The organism is Neobacillus niacini (genome assembly GCF_019749295.1).
GTDB classification, from domain to species: domain Bacteria; phylum Bacillota; class Bacilli; order Bacillales; family Cytobacillaceae; genus Neobacillus; species Neobacillus niacini_D.
The window spans coordinates 29,982-48,353 of the sequence record NZ_JACWFG010000008.1 but is presented as its reverse complement, the minus strand read 5'-3'; the positions used below and the strand labels follow the sequence as shown (position 1 = coordinate 48,353).

At 38.6% G+C, this 18,372-nt stretch carries 18 protein-coding genes, 1 riboswitch and 1 other annotated feature; of the genes, 4 read left to right on the top strand and 14 right to left on the bottom strand.

Translation table 11 applies throughout. The features are described from left to right. Positions 1–3: 3 nt before the first annotated feature. The 4 genes from H0184_RS11770 to H0184_RS11755 all read right to left on the bottom strand — a co-directional run bounded on the left by H0184_RS11770 (position 4) and on the right by H0184_RS11755 (position 4,655). Entirely contained in the window at positions 4–189 is a 186-nt protein-coding gene (locus H0184_RS11770; RefSeq protein WP_221824688.1) for a sporulation protein Cse60, read from the bottom strand. Positions 190–285: 96 nt separating this feature from the next. Continuing rightward, entirely contained in the window at positions 286–591 is a 306-nt protein-coding gene (locus H0184_RS11765) for a rhodanese-like domain-containing protein (protein ID WP_221824686.1), read from the bottom strand. A 51-nt stretch (positions 592–642) separates the two neighbouring features. Beyond that, a complete protein-coding gene (leuS, locus tag H0184_RS11760; protein WP_221824684.1) occupies positions 643–3,060 on the bottom strand; it encodes a leucine--tRNA ligase in 2,418 nt (805 codons plus the stop codon). Between the two features lie 47 nt (positions 3,061–3,107). Beyond that, positions 3,108–3,332 (bottom strand) — a binding site (T-box leader). A gap of 129 nt (positions 3,333–3,461) precedes the next feature. Beyond that, positions 3,462–4,655, bottom strand: coding sequence for an MDR family MFS transporter (locus H0184_RS11755; protein ID WP_221824676.1), 1,194 nt, complete (start codon positions 4,653–4,655; stop codon positions 3,462–3,464). Between the two features lie 173 nt (positions 4,656–4,828). Here H0184_RS11755 and H0184_RS11750 point away from each other — a divergent pair, with 173 nt between their 5' ends. After that, positions 4,829–5,725, top strand: coding sequence for a nuclease-related domain-containing protein (locus H0184_RS11750; RefSeq protein WP_221824674.1), 897 nt, complete (start codon positions 4,829–4,831; stop codon positions 5,723–5,725). Positions 5,726–6,170: 445 nt separating this feature from the next. Here the strand turns inward: H0184_RS11750 and H0184_RS11745 are convergent, their stop codons facing one another. The 6 genes from H0184_RS11745 to H0184_RS11720 all read right to left on the bottom strand — a co-directional run bounded on the left by H0184_RS11745 (position 6,171) and on the right by H0184_RS11720 (position 10,247). Next, the gene (locus H0184_RS11745) at positions 6,171–6,392 is read right to left on the bottom strand and encodes a hypothetical protein (RefSeq protein WP_221824671.1); all 222 of its coding nucleotides are present in this window, start codon (positions 6,390–6,392) and stop codon (positions 6,171–6,173) included. Positions 6,393–6,623: 231 nt separating this feature from the next. After that, positions 6,624–8,084 carry an ammonia-forming cytochrome c nitrite reductase subunit c552 gene (locus tag H0184_RS11740; protein WP_221824668.1) on the bottom strand — a complete coding sequence of 487 codons (1,461 nt, stop codon included), beginning with the start codon at positions 8,082–8,084 and terminating at the stop codon, positions 6,624–6,626. 2 nt (positions 8,085–8,086) lie between these two features. Then, complete coding sequence (locus tag H0184_RS11735) at positions 8,087–8,611, bottom strand: cytochrome c3 family protein (RefSeq protein WP_221824666.1); 525 nt, start codon at positions 8,609–8,611, stop codon at positions 8,087–8,089. Positions 8,612–8,700: 89 nt separating this feature from the next. After that, positions 8,701–9,531, bottom strand: a complete 831-nt coding sequence (locus H0184_RS11730; RefSeq protein ID WP_221824664.1) for a hypothetical protein — start codon at positions 9,529–9,531, stop codon at positions 8,701–8,703. Between the two features lie 252 nt (positions 9,532–9,783). Beyond that, a complete protein-coding gene (locus H0184_RS11725) occupies positions 9,784–9,963 on the bottom strand; it encodes a glycogen biosynthesis protein GlgD (RefSeq protein WP_221824662.1) in 180 nt (59 codons plus the stop codon). After that, entirely contained in the window at positions 9,960–10,247 is a 288-nt protein-coding gene (locus H0184_RS11720) for a YtzC family protein (protein WP_221824661.1), read from the bottom strand. Before H0184_RS11720 ends, H0184_RS11725 begins: the two co-directional genes overlap by 4 nt. 205 nt (positions 10,248–10,452) lie before the next feature. Between H0184_RS11720 and mnmL the strand changes: the two genes are divergently transcribed. Together mnmL and mnmM are read left to right on the top strand one after the other, a co-directional pair. Then, positions 10,453–11,415: a tRNA modification radical SAM protein MnmL/YtqA gene (gene mnmL, locus H0184_RS11715; protein ID WP_221824659.1), complete on the top strand. Its 963-nt coding sequence runs from the start codon at positions 10,453–10,455 to the stop codon at positions 11,413–11,415. Positions 11,416–11,417: 2 nt separating this feature from the next. Next, the gene (mnmM, locus tag H0184_RS11710) at positions 11,418–11,990 is read left to right on the top strand and encodes a tRNA 5-(aminomethyl)-2-thiouridylate-methyltransferase MnmM (protein ID WP_221824656.1); all 573 of its coding nucleotides are present in this window, start codon (positions 11,418–11,420) and stop codon (positions 11,988–11,990) included. Between the two features lie 39 nt (positions 11,991–12,029). Here mnmM and H0184_RS11705 read toward each other — a convergent pair whose 3' ends face one another. After that, positions 12,030–13,106, bottom strand: coding sequence for a tetraprenyl-beta-curcumene synthase family protein (locus H0184_RS11705; protein ID WP_221824655.1), 1,077 nt, complete (start codon positions 13,104–13,106; stop codon positions 12,030–12,032). A 21-nt stretch (positions 13,107–13,127) separates the two neighbouring features. Next, complete coding sequence (locus H0184_RS11700) at positions 13,128–13,931, bottom strand: alpha/beta hydrolase (protein WP_221824653.1); 804 nt, start codon at positions 13,929–13,931, stop codon at positions 13,128–13,130. 80 nt (positions 13,932–14,011) lie between these two features. On the opposite strand from H0184_RS11700, the gene H0184_RS11695 reads away from it, so the two are divergent. Continuing rightward, positions 14,012–14,524, top strand: a complete 513-nt coding sequence (locus tag H0184_RS11695) for a gamma carbonic anhydrase (protein WP_221824651.1) — start codon at positions 14,012–14,014, stop codon at positions 14,522–14,524. A gap of 45 nt (positions 14,525–14,569) precedes the next feature. Here H0184_RS11695 and asnB read toward each other — a convergent pair whose 3' ends face one another. Beyond that, positions 14,570–16,462 carry an asparagine synthase (glutamine-hydrolyzing) gene (gene asnB, locus H0184_RS11690; RefSeq protein WP_221824648.1) on the bottom strand — a complete coding sequence of 631 codons (1,893 nt, stop codon included), beginning with the start codon at positions 16,460–16,462 and terminating at the stop codon, positions 14,570–14,572. A gap of 203 nt (positions 16,463–16,665) precedes the next feature. Next, positions 16,666–17,865 (bottom strand): methionine adenosyltransferase, encoded by a 1,200-nt coding sequence (gene metK / locus H0184_RS11685; protein WP_221824646.1) that lies wholly within the window; start codon positions 17,863–17,865, stop codon positions 16,666–16,668. Between the two features lie 202 nt (positions 17,866–18,067). Continuing rightward, a riboswitch (SAM riboswitch) is annotated at positions 18,068–18,212 on the bottom strand. Positions 18,213–18,372: the final 160 nt, after the last annotated feature.

Sequence of the window (18,372 nt, the reverse complement as noted above, 5' to 3'; positions counted from 1 at the left end):
TCATCATGCCCGATATATAATCATAGCTGAAAAACAATAAATTTGCTCTTCCTCTTCATCCTCCGTTATGGCTGCTACATTATACTTTATATCCATTAATTTCTTTTCATCAATCCCCTTTAAAAATCGGTTCATTTCCTTTTCTAGGTCCTTTTCATGTTCACGATCAAACAACTTTACCTGAATCATATGATTCTCCTTATCTGTTTTTACTATCATTATTTCCACTTTTTCTGAAAATTAAAAATAAAGGGTATAAAAAAAACGATTCCGCATTGGAATCGTTTATTTTGTTTCCCCAGTCCATTCAAGCATGCCGCCAATCATATTGCGAACCTTGTATCCTTGTTCTTGAAGATAATAACATACATTTTCACTTCTTCTGCTTGAGCGGCAAATAAAGATATACTCTTTATCTTTATCAAAATAATCAAGGTTAGCAGGAATCTCGCCCATCCGGATATGCTTTGCACCAGGTATCATTCCTTGCTCTACCTCTTCATGTTCCCTAACATCAATAAGCTCAAGGTTTTCCCCCTGCTCGAGCTTTTTCTTTAATTCTTCAGGCGTAATAATCTGAATTTCTTCCATATGTTCCACCCCTTTGTAAGGATTTCCCCCTCATAAAAGGGGGAACTACTATTAGTTAGCTACAATATTAACAAGTTTACCAGGTACAGTGATGACCTTGCGAATGGTTTTGCCTTCGATTTGTTCTTTTACTCGTTCATCATCCATTGCAATTCCTTCTAATGCTTCTTTGCTGGCATCTGTAGGAACTAGTAATTTAGTCTTTACCTTTCCGTTTACCTGTATAACAATTTCAACTTCTTCATCCACTAATTTAGCTTCATCATATGCCGGCCAAGTTTCGTATGAAATCGTACCGCGAGACCCAAGCTTTTCCCAAAGTTCTTCAGCAACATGCGGTGCTACTGGCGCAAGCATTTTTACGAAGCCTTCCATATAGTGCTTTGGAAGCACAGTTGCTTTATATGCTTCGTTAATAAATACCATCATTTGAGAAATAGCAGTATTAAATCTTAAGCCTTCATAGTCCTCTGTTACCTTTTTCACTGTTTGGTGGTAAACCTTTTCTAAATTAGCTGCTTCTTCATTTTCTTGAATTTTTGGATTTAATTCTCCATTTTCCTCAACCATCAAACGCCAAATACGATCTAAGAAACGACGGGAACCATCAAGACCATTTGTTGACCAAGCGATGGAAGCATCAAGCGGACCCATAAACATTTCATATAAACGAAGTGTATCTGCACCATGGCTGTCAACAATATCATCCGGATTTACAACATTTCCTTTTGATTTACTCATCTTTTCATTGTTTTCGCCTAAGATCATTCCTTGGTTGAATAGCTTTTGGAATGGTTCTTTCGTATGGACGACACCAAGATCATATAAAACTTTATGCCAGAAACGTGCGTATAGTAAGTGAAGAACCGCATGCTCTGCACCGCCAATGTAAACATCAACTGGTAACCAGTGCTTTAATTTCTCAGGTGAAGCAAGTGCTTGATCATTTTTTGGATCAATATAGCGTAAATAATACCAGCAGCTGCCTGCCCATTGCGGCATTGTATTGGTTTCACGGCGGCCCTTCTTGCCTGTTTCTGGATCCACTACATTTACCCAATCCTCAATCACAGCAAGCGGTGATTCTCCAGTTCCAGAAGGTTTGATGTTGGTTGTTTTCGGTAAGGTTAATGGAAGCTGATCTTCAGGAACGGCTGTCATTGTACCATCTTCCCAATGAATGATTGGAATCGGCTCACCCCAATAGCGCTGACGGCTAAACAGCCAATCACGTAAACGGAACGTTACCTTCTTCGTACCAATTCCCTTTTCTTCCAACCAAGAAATCATCTTGGTGATTGCTTCTTCTTTATTTAGACCATTTAAGAAATCAGAGTTAATGTGCTCTCCATCACCCGTATAGGCCTCTGTTTCAATACTGCCGCCTGCTACAACTGCTTTTATCGGAAGGTCAAATTGCTTTGCGAACTCGTAGTCACGTTCGTCATGAGCAGGTACCGCCATGATAGCACCAGTACCGTAGCTGACTAATACATAATCGGCAATCCAGATCGGCATTTTTTCACCATTTGCAGGATTGATTGCATACGCACCGGTAAATACTCCGGTCTTTTCTTTTGCTAAATCAGTTCGTTCAAGATCACTCTTCGTCTTTACTTTATCCAAATATGCATCAACTGCTGCCCGCTGTTCCGCTGTTGTAATTTTATCAACAAAGGAATGTTCAGGAGCAAGTACTGCATATGTTGCACCAAAAAGAGTATCAGGACGAGTTGTAAACACAGTAAAGGTTTCATCATGTCCTTCAATGTTAAACGTTACTTCCGCACCTTCCGAACGGCCGATCCAGTTACGCTGCATTTCTTTAAGGCTCTCTGGCCAGTCAAGCTCTTCTAAGTCCTCAAGTAAACGATCACCGTAAGCAGTAATTTTTAACATCCACTGCTTCATTGGTCTCCGTTCAACCGGGTGTCCGCCGCGCTCACTCTTACCATCAATGACTTCTTCATTTGCCAATACGGTGCCTAGTGCCGGGCACCAGTTAACAGCTACTTCATCTATATACGCAAGACCCTTTTCCCAAAGCTTCAAGAAAATCCATTGCGTCCATTTATAATATTCTGGATCTGTTGTATTTACTTCACGATCCCAGTCGTATGAGAAACCTAACGATTTAATTTGTCTGCGGAACGTGTTTATATTTTTCTCTGTAAATTCAGCAGGGTCGTTTCCGGTATCCAATGCATATTGCTCAGCAGGTAAACCAAATGCATCCCATCCCATTGGATGTAAAACATTATAGCCCTGCATTCTCTTTAGACGTGAAAGTATATCTGTAGCGGTATAGCCTTCAGGGTGTCCAACATGTAATCCTGCTCCGGATGGATAAGGAAACATATCTAATGCGTAGAATTTTGGTTTATCAAATTCTTCACTTGTTTTGAATGTTTTTTCTTCTTCCCATTTCTTTTGCCACTTTTTCTCGATATGCTGATGATCGAAACTCATAGTCCGTTCCTTCCTTCTTTAAAAAAATAAAAAACCCCTCATCCCAAAAAAGGGACGAGAGGATTGTATGTATCTTCCCGCGGTACCACCCACATTAGTGTTGTAAACACTCGCTTCATTCATCCTTAACGCGGAATACGGCAAACATTACTGCTAACATTTCATGTTTGCAACTCATAGGCGAGTTCATGATGTACCCGATTGACTTTCACCAGCCGTCAACTCTCTAAAAACGGATATGATTCACTACTACTCCTAATCACTGTCGTTCATTATAAAAGTATTACGGTTATTGTAATAAATTTCTTAGCAGTATGCAAGTAACATTCTCCTAAAACAGTTTGACCAAAAGAAATATTTTTAATACATAAAAAAACGGCCTCATAAAGAAGCCGGTAATTTTATACTAAAAATGTTTTTTGTTCCATTTCCTTTTTCGTTCTTAGTATGCGGTCATAGGATATGGTTGTTAATGCAGCTATGATGAATAATCCTACTAAGACGTAGAATAATGCAGACATACTATACAGGTCAACCAGCAGGCCGCCTAATATTGGACCAATCATTCTTCCTCCGGTAGCTGTGCTGTTTACAATTCCTTGATAAAATCCTTCGCGTCCCTTTGGAGCTAAATCAAAGGCGATGGTTGGAACAGCTGGCCAAATAAACATTTCACCAATTGTTAGTATGATCATAGCAACGAGGAACCCAGAAAATGCATCAGCATTTCCAGCAATTAAAAAGGCTACAGTAAAAATGCCGATCCCGATAAGAATTTGAATCTTTAGGGTCGCAGCCATATATTTTAGGAACCCATTTAGAAGCGGTTGTCCTAGGACAATAATCGCCCCATTTATAGACCACAATAAACTGTACTGTGTTAATGAAATATTTATTTCCTGTGTATAAGCAGCAATCGTTGTTTGCCATTGTACATATGCAACCCAGCACAGTAAGTAGCCGATGCATAGTATTAAGATAGCATACAAATTCTTTCTGCCTGTTTCAGTTAAAGCTGCCTTGTGATTATTTTCATGTTTTGCAGATTCACTAGAAATTCCCTTATAGCCAAAAACAGCGATTAGCATAAAGATTACATACATAATGGTATTTGCAAGGAAGATGTATTCAAAAGAATAATCCGCAACAATACCCCCAAGTGCAGCTCCAATAGCCACTCCGAGGTTTTGGGCAACATAAATTGCATTAAATGCTTTACGCCCTCCCTCTTTCCATACTGAACCTGCCATCGCATACATGGAAGGGAAAATAATCCCAGTTCCAAATCCGATAATAATTTGAAAGATAATATATGCCGGCCAACCGTGCCAAAGTGTTAAACCTATAAGAGCAGAAAGAGTAATACTAATTCCGAGAATAATGGATTTATAGCCGCCTATTTTATCAAATAGACTTCCGCCATAAAGATTTCCAATAACGCTTGCAGCTGAATTCAGCATTAACACAACACCTGCAATCGATAAGGACTTTCCTAGATGGTCGTGAATATAGATGGTATTTAAAGGCCATAAAAAAGAAGAGCCTGTTACATTCACAGCCATCCCAATAATCAAAAGCCATAGAGCACGCGGCATGAAAAACGCTCCTTTACAATAACAATAACAAGTTCCAAAAATATATTTTAGACTCATTCAAGATTCCTGACAATCTTTTTCTTTAAGCTGTTTAAATAATAATCTTGTATTACTCGATAATATTAAATAAAATGAATATATAGTTTATTAAAATAACATTAAGGACGTGGGAAATGATCATTCAACAGCGGCCGGAACCTTTAGAAATACTACTATTTCGCGCATTATTTGAACGACTGGTGTTACTAGAAAACCATATTATTTTTAGTGAAAAAGGCTACGAAGGAGAGTTGAGGAGTGACAAATGGTTAGAGGGCCTAACCGACAATTGGCTCGTGCTGCATGGTTTATTGTTAGAATATAACGGTTCTAAGTTTCAAATCGATACGTTGATAGTAGCACATGAAAAGATTTACCTATTAGACGTGAAAAATTACGAAGGCGACTACTATCTCGAAGATGATAAATGGTTTACCAAAACAAATCCTAACCTCAAGAACCCACTGCACCAGATGATAAGATGTGAAACGCTGCTTCTAAAATTACTCCTTGAGCTTGGATACAATTATCCGATTGAATCTTACCTAATCTTTAACAACCCCGAGTTTCACCTATACATGACCACAATCAATCCATCTATTATTTTTCCATCTCAATTAAACCGCTTTTTGAAAAAACTAAACACACGTCCCATAAAGTTAAATTCAAACCATCATAAATTAGCACAACAATTAGCATCTCTTCATATAGTTGAATCTCCTTATCTACGATTACCTCCTTACACATTTGAACAAATAAAAAAGGGTATTCTCTGCCCGGCTTGTCGAACATATTTTTTGGAAGCTTGTAAAGGTATATTTATTTGCGGACATTGCGGTTGTAAGGAAAGCGCAGATGCTGCTGTCTTGAGGAATGTGAAGGAATACAGACTGCTGTTTCCTGATAGCAAAATTACTACAAATGATATCTACGAGTGGTGTGGACGCATTGTATCCAAGAAAGTAATTCGAAGAATACTATTAAAAAACTTTAAACTAAAAGGATTTGGTCCTTCTTCAAATTTTGTATAAGTATCGTTTTTACTATCTATTAATAATGCAATTAAAAGAAGTAAAAATACCGTTTTAAATCGATAATTATCCCTCTTGGGAATCATTTGCCCCGAATGATTCCCTCCTACCTCCTTTTTCCTCCTTGACGGGCATCATTACCTTCAAATGATTCCCTCCTAACTCCTTTTTCCTCCTTAACGGGCATCTTTACCCTCAAATGATTCCCTCCTAACCCCTTTTTCCTCCTTGACGGGCATCTTTACCTTCGAATGATTCCCTCCTAACCCCTTTTTCCTCCTTGAGGGGCATCTTTACCTTCGAATGATTCCCTCCTACCTCCTTTTTCCTCCTTGTCGGGCATCATTCCCTTCGAATGATTCCCCCTTACCCATTCCCCCCTTCCCGGGAATCAAAGGCCGTATCTTCACAAAAAAAAAGCCCTTCATAAAAAGGACTTTGGTAATTATCTCTTTTTCTTCTTCGCTAGGTCGGCGGCTGTCGGTTTTTTAACTGCTGCCTTTTCTACTGTTATCTGTACATGGACATGCTTGTCATCAACCTGATTAACGCCAGTGACTTTCCCTTTACGACCTTTAATGGAGATCGGTTCACCAAGTTCTGGAACACTTCCAAGAAGCTGATTCAGTATCTCTACTTTATTCTCAAAAAAGTGGACAACATACATGAGACTCACCTATTTCATAAGGATTTTCCTTATAAAATATTTAATTCCCCTCCGTTTTAGACCAATACAAAATAAGTTTTATTGACAACGAGACGGAAATTATTCACAATAACAGCAGAAAACACTGTCTCACAAATAAAAACAGTGTTTTCTTCAATATTTTTATGGACTCTTTCCAAACATCTCTTAATCCTTCTTAGCGGGACGAATTAGGAAGATGATTGAAAGGGTCTATTTTTTTACAGCAGGCACTACTGGCTGCTGTGCAGGGAAGTAGCTATTTAGAGCATGATCCTTTTTCTTTTCATTTACAGTTTCAGCTTTAACCGCACTCTTTGCTTTTTCAATTTCTGAATTAAGCTCTTCGATGCTGACACCTTTTTTCACTAGCTCCTCTGTTGCAAGGCGAATGGCATTGTTGGATTGTACAACGGACTCTCTTAATGAATCCATGGAACCTTGCGGATTGTGGAAGCCTGAAGAATTCTCAGCTGCAATAATATCCCAGAACCATTGACCTTTACGTACAAATTCTTGAGCTTGCTTGATCTTATCTTGGCTCACTCCAGAAGTAATCATCCTGTTAATATAGTAGTGCGCCGTGGTTGAAATATCCTGTGCTTCATGTAATGCACTTACGTTTGCATCTTGGATTTCAATTACACGGTCTTTTAATTTGTCTAAATCTCTATCACCATGACATTGACCGCAAGATGTATCCATTGTTTTAAGCGGTGAAGTCCAATAGTGGGAAGTGATTTTTCTTTTTCCATCTACACGCTCGTACGGCATATGACAGTCTGCACAAGATACATTAGCCTTCCCGTGTGTACCACTGGCATGTGTTTCATATTCAGGGTGCTGTGCTTTTAACATTGGTGCTCCTGAAATATTGTGAACCCAGTCTTTCTCAAAGCCGTTTTCTTTAGCAATGGTGTTATAGTATTCATACATATCTTCAGGCTTGAAACCATTATCCCATGGGAACGTTACTTCGCTGTTATCTGCCGCAAAGTGGTACTCAACATGGCACTGTCCGCAAACATAGCTGCGCATATCGTTCTTAGTTGGATTGGAAGTATCTATTCCTTGAGCTTCTAAAGCCTTGTAAAAGCTTGGACGTGTAACCCGTAAGTCCATTGTTTCGGGATCATGGCAGTCAGAACAGCCAATTGGTGAGTGTCCCATTGCTTCCCCTTTTGGCCAAATTTCTTGATTAAAATTGGCTCCCCAATAATCGTCGCCCATTTCTTCAATCATTTGAGGGACTGCAGTTGATTTACAAGTATAACAAGAACCAACTGATTTATCAGTAATCCGCTTTACATCACGAATATCTTCTAGCGCATAAACGTGCCCGCGGTCTTCATTGTATTCAGTAGCAAATCCATACCCATTAAATAGTACTGGAAGTAATGGTTCTTTATCAGGGTCATATTTGCTGCGTTTTACGGATCCATTGTATTTTGTATCTTCCATTTTTTCATTTTTCATATAGCTATTATATTGAAGTGGAAATAACTCTTTAAAGGCCTCATTGCTTATTTCGTCTTTAGAAAGGCCTGTAGTACCCCTCGCTTCCTTAGCACTTGCACTTTTTTCACCAGCACTATCACTGGAGCCGCTGCAGCCAGTAACAATGAGAACAAATACTAGTAGAAGGAGGTATGCCCCATAACGGAACTTATTCATTCTTAAAATCCTCCCTTATTTTTTAATAGCTCACCAGACTTAGGCGGCTGATGGTAACTGTCATCTTTAAAATCACTTCCATGCGGCACAGTTTGGTGACATGACATGCAATTTTCTTTAGCATCATGTGAGACATTATCAACTGTGCTTTTATGACACTCTGCACAGTTTTTATTTATTACCCTCAAGGTCCGTGTTGTCGCATAAATTCTATCAGGTATATCCTCAGTACCCAGGGTGTTGTAAAAAATATGTGTCATCCCGGCACGGCCTTTAAAAAATAACTTTCCAACCTCACTCTCATGCGGCAAATGGCAGTCGTTACACTGCAATTCTGCATGAGTCGAATCTACAAATGATGTATACACCGACTTCATTGTATGACAGTTCTGACAAAAACCTGGTGAATCTAAGTAAGCCATCGTTTTAACTGTCCCGAATGAAAAGAGTACGCCGGCGATAAGAGCACCTAATATTAATACTCTCTTATCAATTGCCAGCAATTTCTTTAACCCTCTTTTTAACATTCTTTCACCTCCCATAATATAGATCTTTCTCTCTAATTTATTGAATAAAGTACGTAAGCACTTTATTTCCAAAAGGAATGTCTTGCATGCTAAATCTTTTCTCGTTTTCTTATCATGAAAAAAGCAAATGCACCTGCAGCAATTAAACCTATTCCACTAACTGCTGCGATTGAAAAAATAGCAGGACTTTTTTCACTATCCAACGTGTCAAGCGGTTGTTGTTCTTGTTTCTCCATCAACTCAAAAGTAGGGGTTGTTTCTTCACGTTCATATGAAAGAGTAAAGCTTTTCTCTTCTCCGGCTTTTAATCCTTGAAAGAAATAGGAGTGAACTCCTATTTCTTCAGCATGATTACTTTTCTTTTCAATTGCTGGTTCAAGTACGACTTTTTTTGCTTTTAGGGGCTCAACGAACGAAACATTGAATAAGCCAACTTCCGTAAAGCTCTTAAATTGGTATGATACTGTTTTCTTTTCTTTTTCAACACTTATGGTATCTATATAAAATTCAATAACAAATTTATAAACATCATTGGGCTGTATTTCTTCACTCGTTGTCCAGGAAATTGTTCCTTTTTCTTGATCTAGTAAGTACTCTATTTCATATACCTTCGATAAGTCGCTTGAATAATCCGCAACATAGCCTATTCGGAAGTTCTTATCATCCACGGGAAGAGGAATTTCAATCTGCCCTTTTTGTGTCTGTTCCGATTTGTTACGCATGGTTCCTTGATAGCCAATTAATAATGGAGGATCCTCTTTTTTCACGTCATTTGGATGGTAAGCAAATTCAGGCATTACTTTTATCGACAGTTCTTCCATAAGTAAGATATTTTGATTTTCTTCTCCGGCTGTAATGGAAGGATTTAATAGTAGCAGTAAACATAAGAAAATATTTATATGAAGCAGCGATTTCTTCATTCGTTCTTACTTCCTTTCTAATTGTGAACTTTTTGTGAATTTATTCACAAGATTTGTCACTTTTAATCAATAGTAGCGGAAAACTTCATACTTTATTTATCCCATGATGGCCAAACTCATTCTGTGACCAAAATCACAAATACATTTTGAGTTATTTCTAATTTGTGAACTGGAATTTTACCTTATTTTCATGGTGGTATTAGGGATTTTTGATATAAAAAGACCTTCAACGAATGTTGAAGGCCAAATGTATTATGAAGATTGATTTTTTTCTTGATGAAATTTTGATTTGACTGGCTGTCCGCCTGATTGTTCGTATTTCTTTTTCGCTTGTTTTACAAGGTCAAGGTCTTGACCTAACTCGAGATCTTGATTATTGCTGCCATTTCTTGTTTTTTGTTCTGGGTTATTTTTTTTCGAGCGTTTTTTCAAGTTAGGTTTCCTCCTGTGTAAGTCTGCCCTTCTAAAACCATGGTATTTTGTAGCTGCTGTATTTGTAATCTCATACGATGGAGTTGATCCCGCTGCTGGGAATTTGCACTATGGGCCATTTTTGCAATATCCTGATAGGTTTGTTCAAGATCCTGTAAGGCCTTTGTATAGTCATCATTATTGTAATGCTCTTGAAGACTGCTTGTTTCAAACTGTTCTTTCGCATAGCGAATTGTATCCTCACACTGCTGGATTAATGCGTCCATTGAAGCACGTGTAGCCATCTAAGGACCCCCTTCTTTTTGGTGACAGGAATTCAATCCGAATCTCCTGAAGCACAGGCTTCATTCCTTATTTTGTTCTCTAACAACTTTCCTATTACAACTTCTGATTGATAATTACTGCCAATACATTTATTACAAATGGATAAGCCCTTCTATTCATGTTAAAATGGTAGTTATGTTAAAAAATATAAAGGAGGTTTCTGAATTGACTCAGACCAACCCTTTTCCATATGCTACTGACGATAAACGTTACCATACATGGAATTATCACCTTCGCCAGCAATTTGGCCATAAAGTATTTAAAGTAGCTCTAGATGGCGGCTTTGATTGCCCTAATCGTGATGGCACAGTTGCACACGGTGGCTGTACTTTTTGCAGTGCTGCTGGTTCTGGTGATTTTGCCGGTGACCGAACAGATGATTTAGAAACACAATTCCTTGAAATTAAGGAAAAGATGCATACGAAATGGAAAGATGGCAAGTACATGGCCTACTTTCAAGCCTATACAAACACGCATGCACCTGTTGAGGTTCTACGTGAAAAATTCGAGAAGGTTCTCAAGCAGGAGGGAGTCGTTGGATTATCAATTGCGACTCGTCCAGACTGCCTTCCTGATGACGTCGTTGAATATCTAGCTGAGTTAAACAAAAGAACTTATCTGTGGGTTGAACTTGGCTTGCAAACCGTGCATGAACGTACTGCGTTATTAATTAATCGTGCTCATGATTTTCAATGTTACGTTGAAGGTGTAAATAAGCTTAGAAAACATGGAATCCGCATTTGCTCCCACATTATCAATGGATTACCGCTTGAATCGTATGAAATGATGATGGAAACGGCAAGGGAAGTGGCTAAGCTTGATGTCCAAGGGATCAAAATTCATTTGCTCCACTTACTAAAAGGTACTCCGATGGTTAAACAGTATGAAAAAGGAATGCTCGAATTTCTTTCTCAAGAGGATTATGTCAATTTAGTATGTGACCAATTAGAAATTTTACCACCGGAAATGATTGTTCATCGAATTACCGGTGATGGTCCGATTGATTTAATGGTTGGACCAATGTGGAGTGTCAATAAGTGGGAAGTACTTAATTCCATTGATGCTGAGTTAAAAAGAAGAAACAGCTATCAAGGTAAATATTATCAAAAGAGCGTTGTGAGGAATTAACGATGAAGCTAGAGCGAATACTTCCCTTTGCGAAGAAATTACTCAAAAAAACTGTTACTAGAGGTGCAGTTGTTGTTGACGCTACTTTGGGTAATGGGCATGATACAGTTTTTCTCGCAGACCTTGTTGGTGAAAACGGAAGAGTGTATGGATTTGACGTACAAGAGGATGCCATTCAGTCAAGTTCAGAACGACTAAAACATCATGGGTTCGAAAATCGAGTTACCATTTTTCACGCTGGACATGAACAGCTTTCCCAGTTAATCCCTGATGAACACCACGGGAAGGTAACTGCTGCTATTTTTAACTTAGGATACTTGCCTGGCAGTGATAAAACTATTGTGACAAAACCGGAAACTACCATAGCCGCCATACAACAATTACTTGAAATCATGCTTCCAGAAGGAATAATCATTCTTGTGATTTACCATGGTCATGCTGAGGGTGCAGTTGAGCGGGACGCTTTATTGACGTATTGTCATGAAATCGACCAGAAGAAGGCTCACGTCCTTCAGTATCGATTTATCAACCAGCAAAATAATCCCCCTTTTATCGTTGCAATTGAGAAAAGGTAAACCAGGCTGCTTTGATCAGCCTGGTTTTTTCTTTATTTTTTACGAAAGTCTTGTAAACAATGAGGGAATCCATTTCTGTACGGAACGATAGGCTAATCCATTGATATAGAAAAAATAGCTTATTATTCCGCCCGTCTTTATGATGCCCTTTGCTAATTTCCGTATATTCTTCTGTTTACGAACCTTTCCATCCGATAAATAAATCCCTAGTAAGCCTCTATTAATAAGCTGGTGGAATTTCTTATGCGGCAGAAATTCTGTATGTTTGTCTGCTTCCGTTACAAAGTGCTTTAAACGTTTAAAAAGTGTTTCTGGATTTTCATAATAAAAACAGAAATTCAAGTCGCCGCCTTCGCGATCTTCTTCTTGGTCGATAAAATAATCTAACAATATATGAAGCCCCTGTATGTAAGGAAAATATCCTTTTCGAATATTTTCAGCATCTACTGCAGAAAAATCCTCTCTCATTGCATACGAGATGAGACAAAATATCCCCAATGTAGAACCAGAGCAAGCAGAAAACTCATACCATTCCATTTTAGGCAGGTTACTTTGATGGTCTTCAAACCATTTTTCAAGACGGGGTACACGTTCTTCTTGAATAACATGCTTGTGTATTTGTAAGCTGCAGTAATATTCACAGAGCTCCAGCAAGTAATCCTTTATCAATGGATAATGTTCCACTTCTTGCAAAACAGATCTGCATGTTTCTGCTAAATCGTTTAAATAGCCTCCATCGTTCTGATCCTCACGAAACCGATAATAATTTTTAGATTCACTAGCTAGTGTCAGGGCATCGCGCATGGATTCGTGAAGAGCTGCAAAGTCCTCAGGATCAAGCGAAGTACTCCGATCACAAAGATTATCCAAGTAATCACTAATGGTTTGATACGCAACGATAAACTTCACTGCCATTTTAAACTCACCATCAGCGGAAAGAGCAAGAATCCCTCCGCCTTCACAGTGGAACGTTTTATGTTCGATACTAGCCAGAGCCTGTGTTCTAAGCTCCTGATTAGGGATACTTTCTGCTCGCGATCTCCAATAACCAAGTTCTTTGTGGACTGCTGGTATAATTCTACGATATACATTCGACATGAGTCTGATTGGCATCATGGAGAGAATATCTTTCCTTTCTTAAACAATATATCCTATTGCTTTTAATTGGCTGATAACAAAATCCTTCGCATACTCAAATATATCATCCCGTTCGGGTTCATTAAAAATTTCATGATAAAGCTTTGGCCATTCTTTAAATCTTTTTTCAGATAGTGGTGCATGGTTAAACCATTCCTTAACTGGTACCTTATTTACAATCTTATCGTCACCAGCCTGCATAACAAGCATTGGGACATCCTTCGTGTCTTGAATAGTTAGGAATGCCTCTTTCATGGCCCCAGCTAATTCCCGGTACCATCTGACAGAAACTTTGGATATATAAAGGGTATCCCCTGCGTCAGCCTCAATGACATCTTGGTTTTTAGTAGCCATCTCAACGGTTATTCCAGAGTTCATTCGTAATGAAGGAAAAACAACATTTATCCCGTGTGATAGTAAATCTAAAAATTTGGATGGCCCATGTATAAGCCCGAGGCACGGTGAAGAGAGAATGACTCCAGCCAGGTCCATTTTTTCTTCCTGCAGCAACCGAATAGCTATTAACCCCCCCATACTGTGCCCGAATAAAAAAACAGGAAGTTCATAACGATAAGCTGCTTTAATCCAATCTTTTACTTCTATTAGGTACTCATCAAAGGAATCAATATGTCCTCTGCGGGATCTTGTTGTCATACCTTGTCCAGGAAGATCACCCATGACGACATGAAATCCAGACCTGCGCCACATTTCAATGAGCCAGCCGTAACGACGATGATGTTCCATTGCACCATGAACCATCACGATTACAGCCTTCGCTTCCCCCTCTGCTTCCCACTTCCACATAGCTTTTCCCCCTAGAAAAATATTCTATTTAGTATAATATTAAAGTGAATATCCATTTCAGTCAAAAAGGAGCGACAAATATGATTTATCCATACAATGGTAAATACCCAAAAATAGCTGACTCAGCTTTTATTGCAGATTTTACAACTATTACTGGTGATGTTGAAATAGGTGAGGAATCAAGTGTTTGGTTTAACACTGTTATTAGAGGAGATGTCGCGCCTACTGTTATCGGAAAAAAAGTTAATATTCAAGACAACTCCGTTCTGCACCAAAGCCCAAATAATCCATTGATTTTAGAGGATGAAGTCACCATTGGCCATCAGGTAATCCTCCACAGCTGTATTATTCGAAAAAGAGCATTAATCGGTATGGGCTCAATCGTTCTTGACCATGCCGAAATTGGTGAAGGAGCTTTTATCGGTGCTGGCAGTCTTGTCCCGCAAGGCAAAAAAATACCACCTAATACCTTAGCATTTGGCAGACCTGCAAAAGTTATTAGAGAATTAAATAAACATGACATAAGTGAAATTAACAGAATCTATACACAATATGCAGAAAAGGCCCAATATTATAAGTCATTACAAAAATAATAGTAAAAGCACCCATAACTTTTTTATGGGTGCTTACTATCTACTCTAATGTTTCATTGGCTGCAGTTCTTTTTGTCCGGAAAAGGAATACTTTCCTTCTACATAGACTTGATGCCAAATCATAAAAATAAGAACGGTCCAAATCTTACGGCTGTTATCAGCTTTTCCTTGGCAGTGGTCTTCAAGAAGGTTTAGGACATAAGATTTGTTGATTAAATGGTCTGTGTTGCTTTCGCGAATAATCGTTTTTGCCCACTCATTCATTTCATTCTTCAGCCAATGGCGAATAGGCACTGGGAAACCAAGTTTCTTCCGGTTCAATACATGGTCAGGAACGATTCCTTCTGCAGCTTTTCGCAAGATATACTTTGTTGTACCATTAGCAGTTTTCAAGCTAGTAGGAATTTTTGCTGCCGTATCAAAGACAACTTTATCTAAAAACGGAACACGAAGCTCTAATGAATGAGCCATCGTCATTTTGTCAGCCTTTAAAAGTATATCCCCGCGCATCCATGTATGAATATCAATGTATTGCATAGTATCAACGGGATCATAGCCTCTTGTTTCTGTATAAAGTGGTTTTGTAATATCGGTGAAGTGCAGCCCTTCACGATAAACAGAAAGCAATTCTCGTTTTTCTTCTTCCGTGAACATTTTCGCGTTTCCTATATATCGTTCCTCCATAGGAGTTACTCCACGTTCAATAAAGCTTTTACCCTTCATTCCCTCAGGCATCATGTTCGCTAGCCCTTTTAACAATACTTTTCCGGCTCTAGGGATTTTATTAAACATCTCTAAATCCTGCGGTTCACGGTAAATATTGTAGCCGCCAAATAATTCATCGGCTCCTTCACCCGAAAGAACAACGGTTACATGCTTCCTTGCTTCACGAGCAACAAAGTAAAGCGGAATACAAGCAGGGTCTGCAAGCGGATCATCCATATGCCACATGATTTTAGGAAGTTCATTCATATATTCCTGTGGTGTGATAACATAGCTTATATTTTCTACACCTAACTTTTCTGCTGTTTCTTTAGCTACATCAATTTCACTGAATCCCTGGTGTTCGAAACCAACAGAAAACGTTTTAATAGCTGGGTGAAATTGCTTTGCAATAGATGCAATGATTGAAGAGTCGATTCCGCCAGAAAGAAAAGAACCGACTGGAACATCACTTCTCATATGCATTTTTACTGAATCGATTAACACATCTTGTATTTCCTTAATAAACTCTGACTCTGGTTTTTGTATCGGATTGAAATGAGCTTTCCAATATCTTTTGATTTCCATTGGGGAGCCAATCTTCTTTGTAAAATAATGCCCAGGTTCTAACTTATGAATTCCTTTAGACATTGTATTCGGCTCAGGAACAAACTGATAAGTCAGATAGTACTGTAGTGAATCATAGTCTAAGACATCATTTTCCAGGGCTAACAGAATACTCTTTTTCTCGGAAGCAAAGAAAGTTCTCTCTCCATCTACAAAATAAAAGTATGGTTTAATTCCGAATGGATCCCTTGCACCAAATAAAGTCTGCTCTTGTTTATCCCAGATGGTAAAGGCAAACATACCACGAAGTTTTTCTACAGCTTTTTCTTTCAAATGACTGTAAAGGGCAATAATGACTTCAGTATCCGAATTTGTAGCAAATTCCAAGCCTTCTTTAAGCAACTCTTCACGAAGTTCTACATAGTTATAAACCTCGCCGTTAAAAATAATCCAATACCGTTCATTTTCATATGTTAACGGCTGATGACCGCATTCGATATCAATAATACTTAACCTGCGAAAACCAAATTGAATATGGTCATCATAATAAAAACCATCATCATCTGGTCCACGATGGGTAATAATATCGTTCATATTTTTAAATAGTTGTTTTTGTTCATCACGATAGTTTTGTTCCTTGTCGTGTACACAACCAATAAACCCACACATTATGTACGTCACCTACTCCAATCTAAATATCCAATCTAAAAAACACACTCTCTATCCTACCACTATTTATATAAAAATGTCAGTGTGAAAGGTAGGAAAATTCAGGTATAAACAGTTTTCACCTAAACACATTGCCCTAAACTTAGACGACTAAATGAAAAAGAGAGTTACATATAATGCAACCCCCCCTGTGTTGTTTCTGCTTAAATATTAGCTTGTTGACGCAAAGCATCTGCTTTATCCGTACGTTCCCAAGGAAGATCCACATCTGTACGGCCAAAATGACCATATGCAGCTGTTTGTTTGTAAATTGGGCGACGTAGATTTAACATGTTAATAATTCCTGCAGGACGAAGGTCAAAGTTTGCACTAACAAGGTCAACTAGTACATCTTCGCTTACTGTACCAGTACCAAAAGTATCAACTGAAATAGATACAGGTTTTGCTACCCCGATAGCATATGCAAGTTGAACTTCAACCTTGTCAGCAAGTCCTGCTGCTACTATATTCTTAGCAACGTAACGAGCTGCATAGGCTGCTGAACGGTCAACTTTTGTTGGATCTTTACCAGAGAATGCTCCACCGCCATGACGAGCATAACCGCCGTAAGTGTCTACGATGATTTTTCGACCTGTTAAACCAGCATCCCCTTGAGGTCCGCCGATAACAAAACGACCTGTTGGATTAATGAAATACTTTGTATTTTCATCAATTAGTTCAGTCGGAACAACTGGATTAATAACATACTCTTTTACATTACGCTGAATTTGCTCTAGCGTAATTTCAGGATGGTGCTGTGTCGAAATAACAATTGTGTCGATACGGACAGGCTTGTCATTCTCATCATATTCAACTGTTACTTGTGTCTTACCATCTGGACGCAGGTAAGGAAGAAGTTCCTCTTTACGAACCTCTGTCAAACGACGTGCAAGTTTGTGTGCTAAAGAAATTGGAAGAGGCATTAGTTCTTTCGTTTCATTACAAGCAAAACCAAACATTAAACCTTGGTCTCCTGCACCAATTGCTTCAATTTCTTCATCAGACATTTGACCTTCACGCGCTTCAAGTGCCTGATCGACACCCATCGCAATGTCCGGAGACTGTTCACCAATAGAGGTGATAACGCCACAAGTCTCGGAATCAAAGCCATACTTTGCACGATTGTAGCCAATTCCTTTAATAGTTTCACGAACAATTTTAGGAATGTCTACATAAGTGGATGTGGTGATTTCGCCAGCAACTAACACGAGTCCAGTTGTTACTGATGTTTCAGCAGCAACTCGGGCATTAGCATCCTTCGCTAAAATAGCATCTAAAATGGAATCAGAAATTTGGTCACACATCTTATCAGGATGACCTTCAGTTACTGATTCAGAAGTGAACAAACGACGTTTTGTTGACATCTGAATTCCTCCTATATTATGAGATAAATCAAGGTTCATATGAAGGTTACAGGAATACTTCTTGAACCACTGACATTGATACGGTACTCATTCCCTTAGTATGAAATAAACAAAGGATTTTTATTAGCAACTCTTAAATAAAAGGTCTTATACAAAACAAAAAACCTTACCACATGAGGAAAGGTTGTTTTCGGGCCTTTCGCTCTTATCGTTCAAGGTCAAAGCCTTGCGTCAGATTAGCACCTTCGCACTTGAGATTAGGACCAACGCTAGATTTAAATGGTCATCTCATGAAGCAGGTTGCTGGGTTTCATAGGGCCTGTCCCTCCACCAGCTCAGGATAAGAGAGTATCCGTTCAAATTAGTATCATACTTGAACTAGTCGAGCAATGTCAATGAATTTTTTAGCAAATTAAGGATAAACGTATTAAACTTTTCCATTTTAATTTAAAAGTAAGTTATACAACCTAAATTCACTAATTAGTATAGACTATTCATTTGAATGTG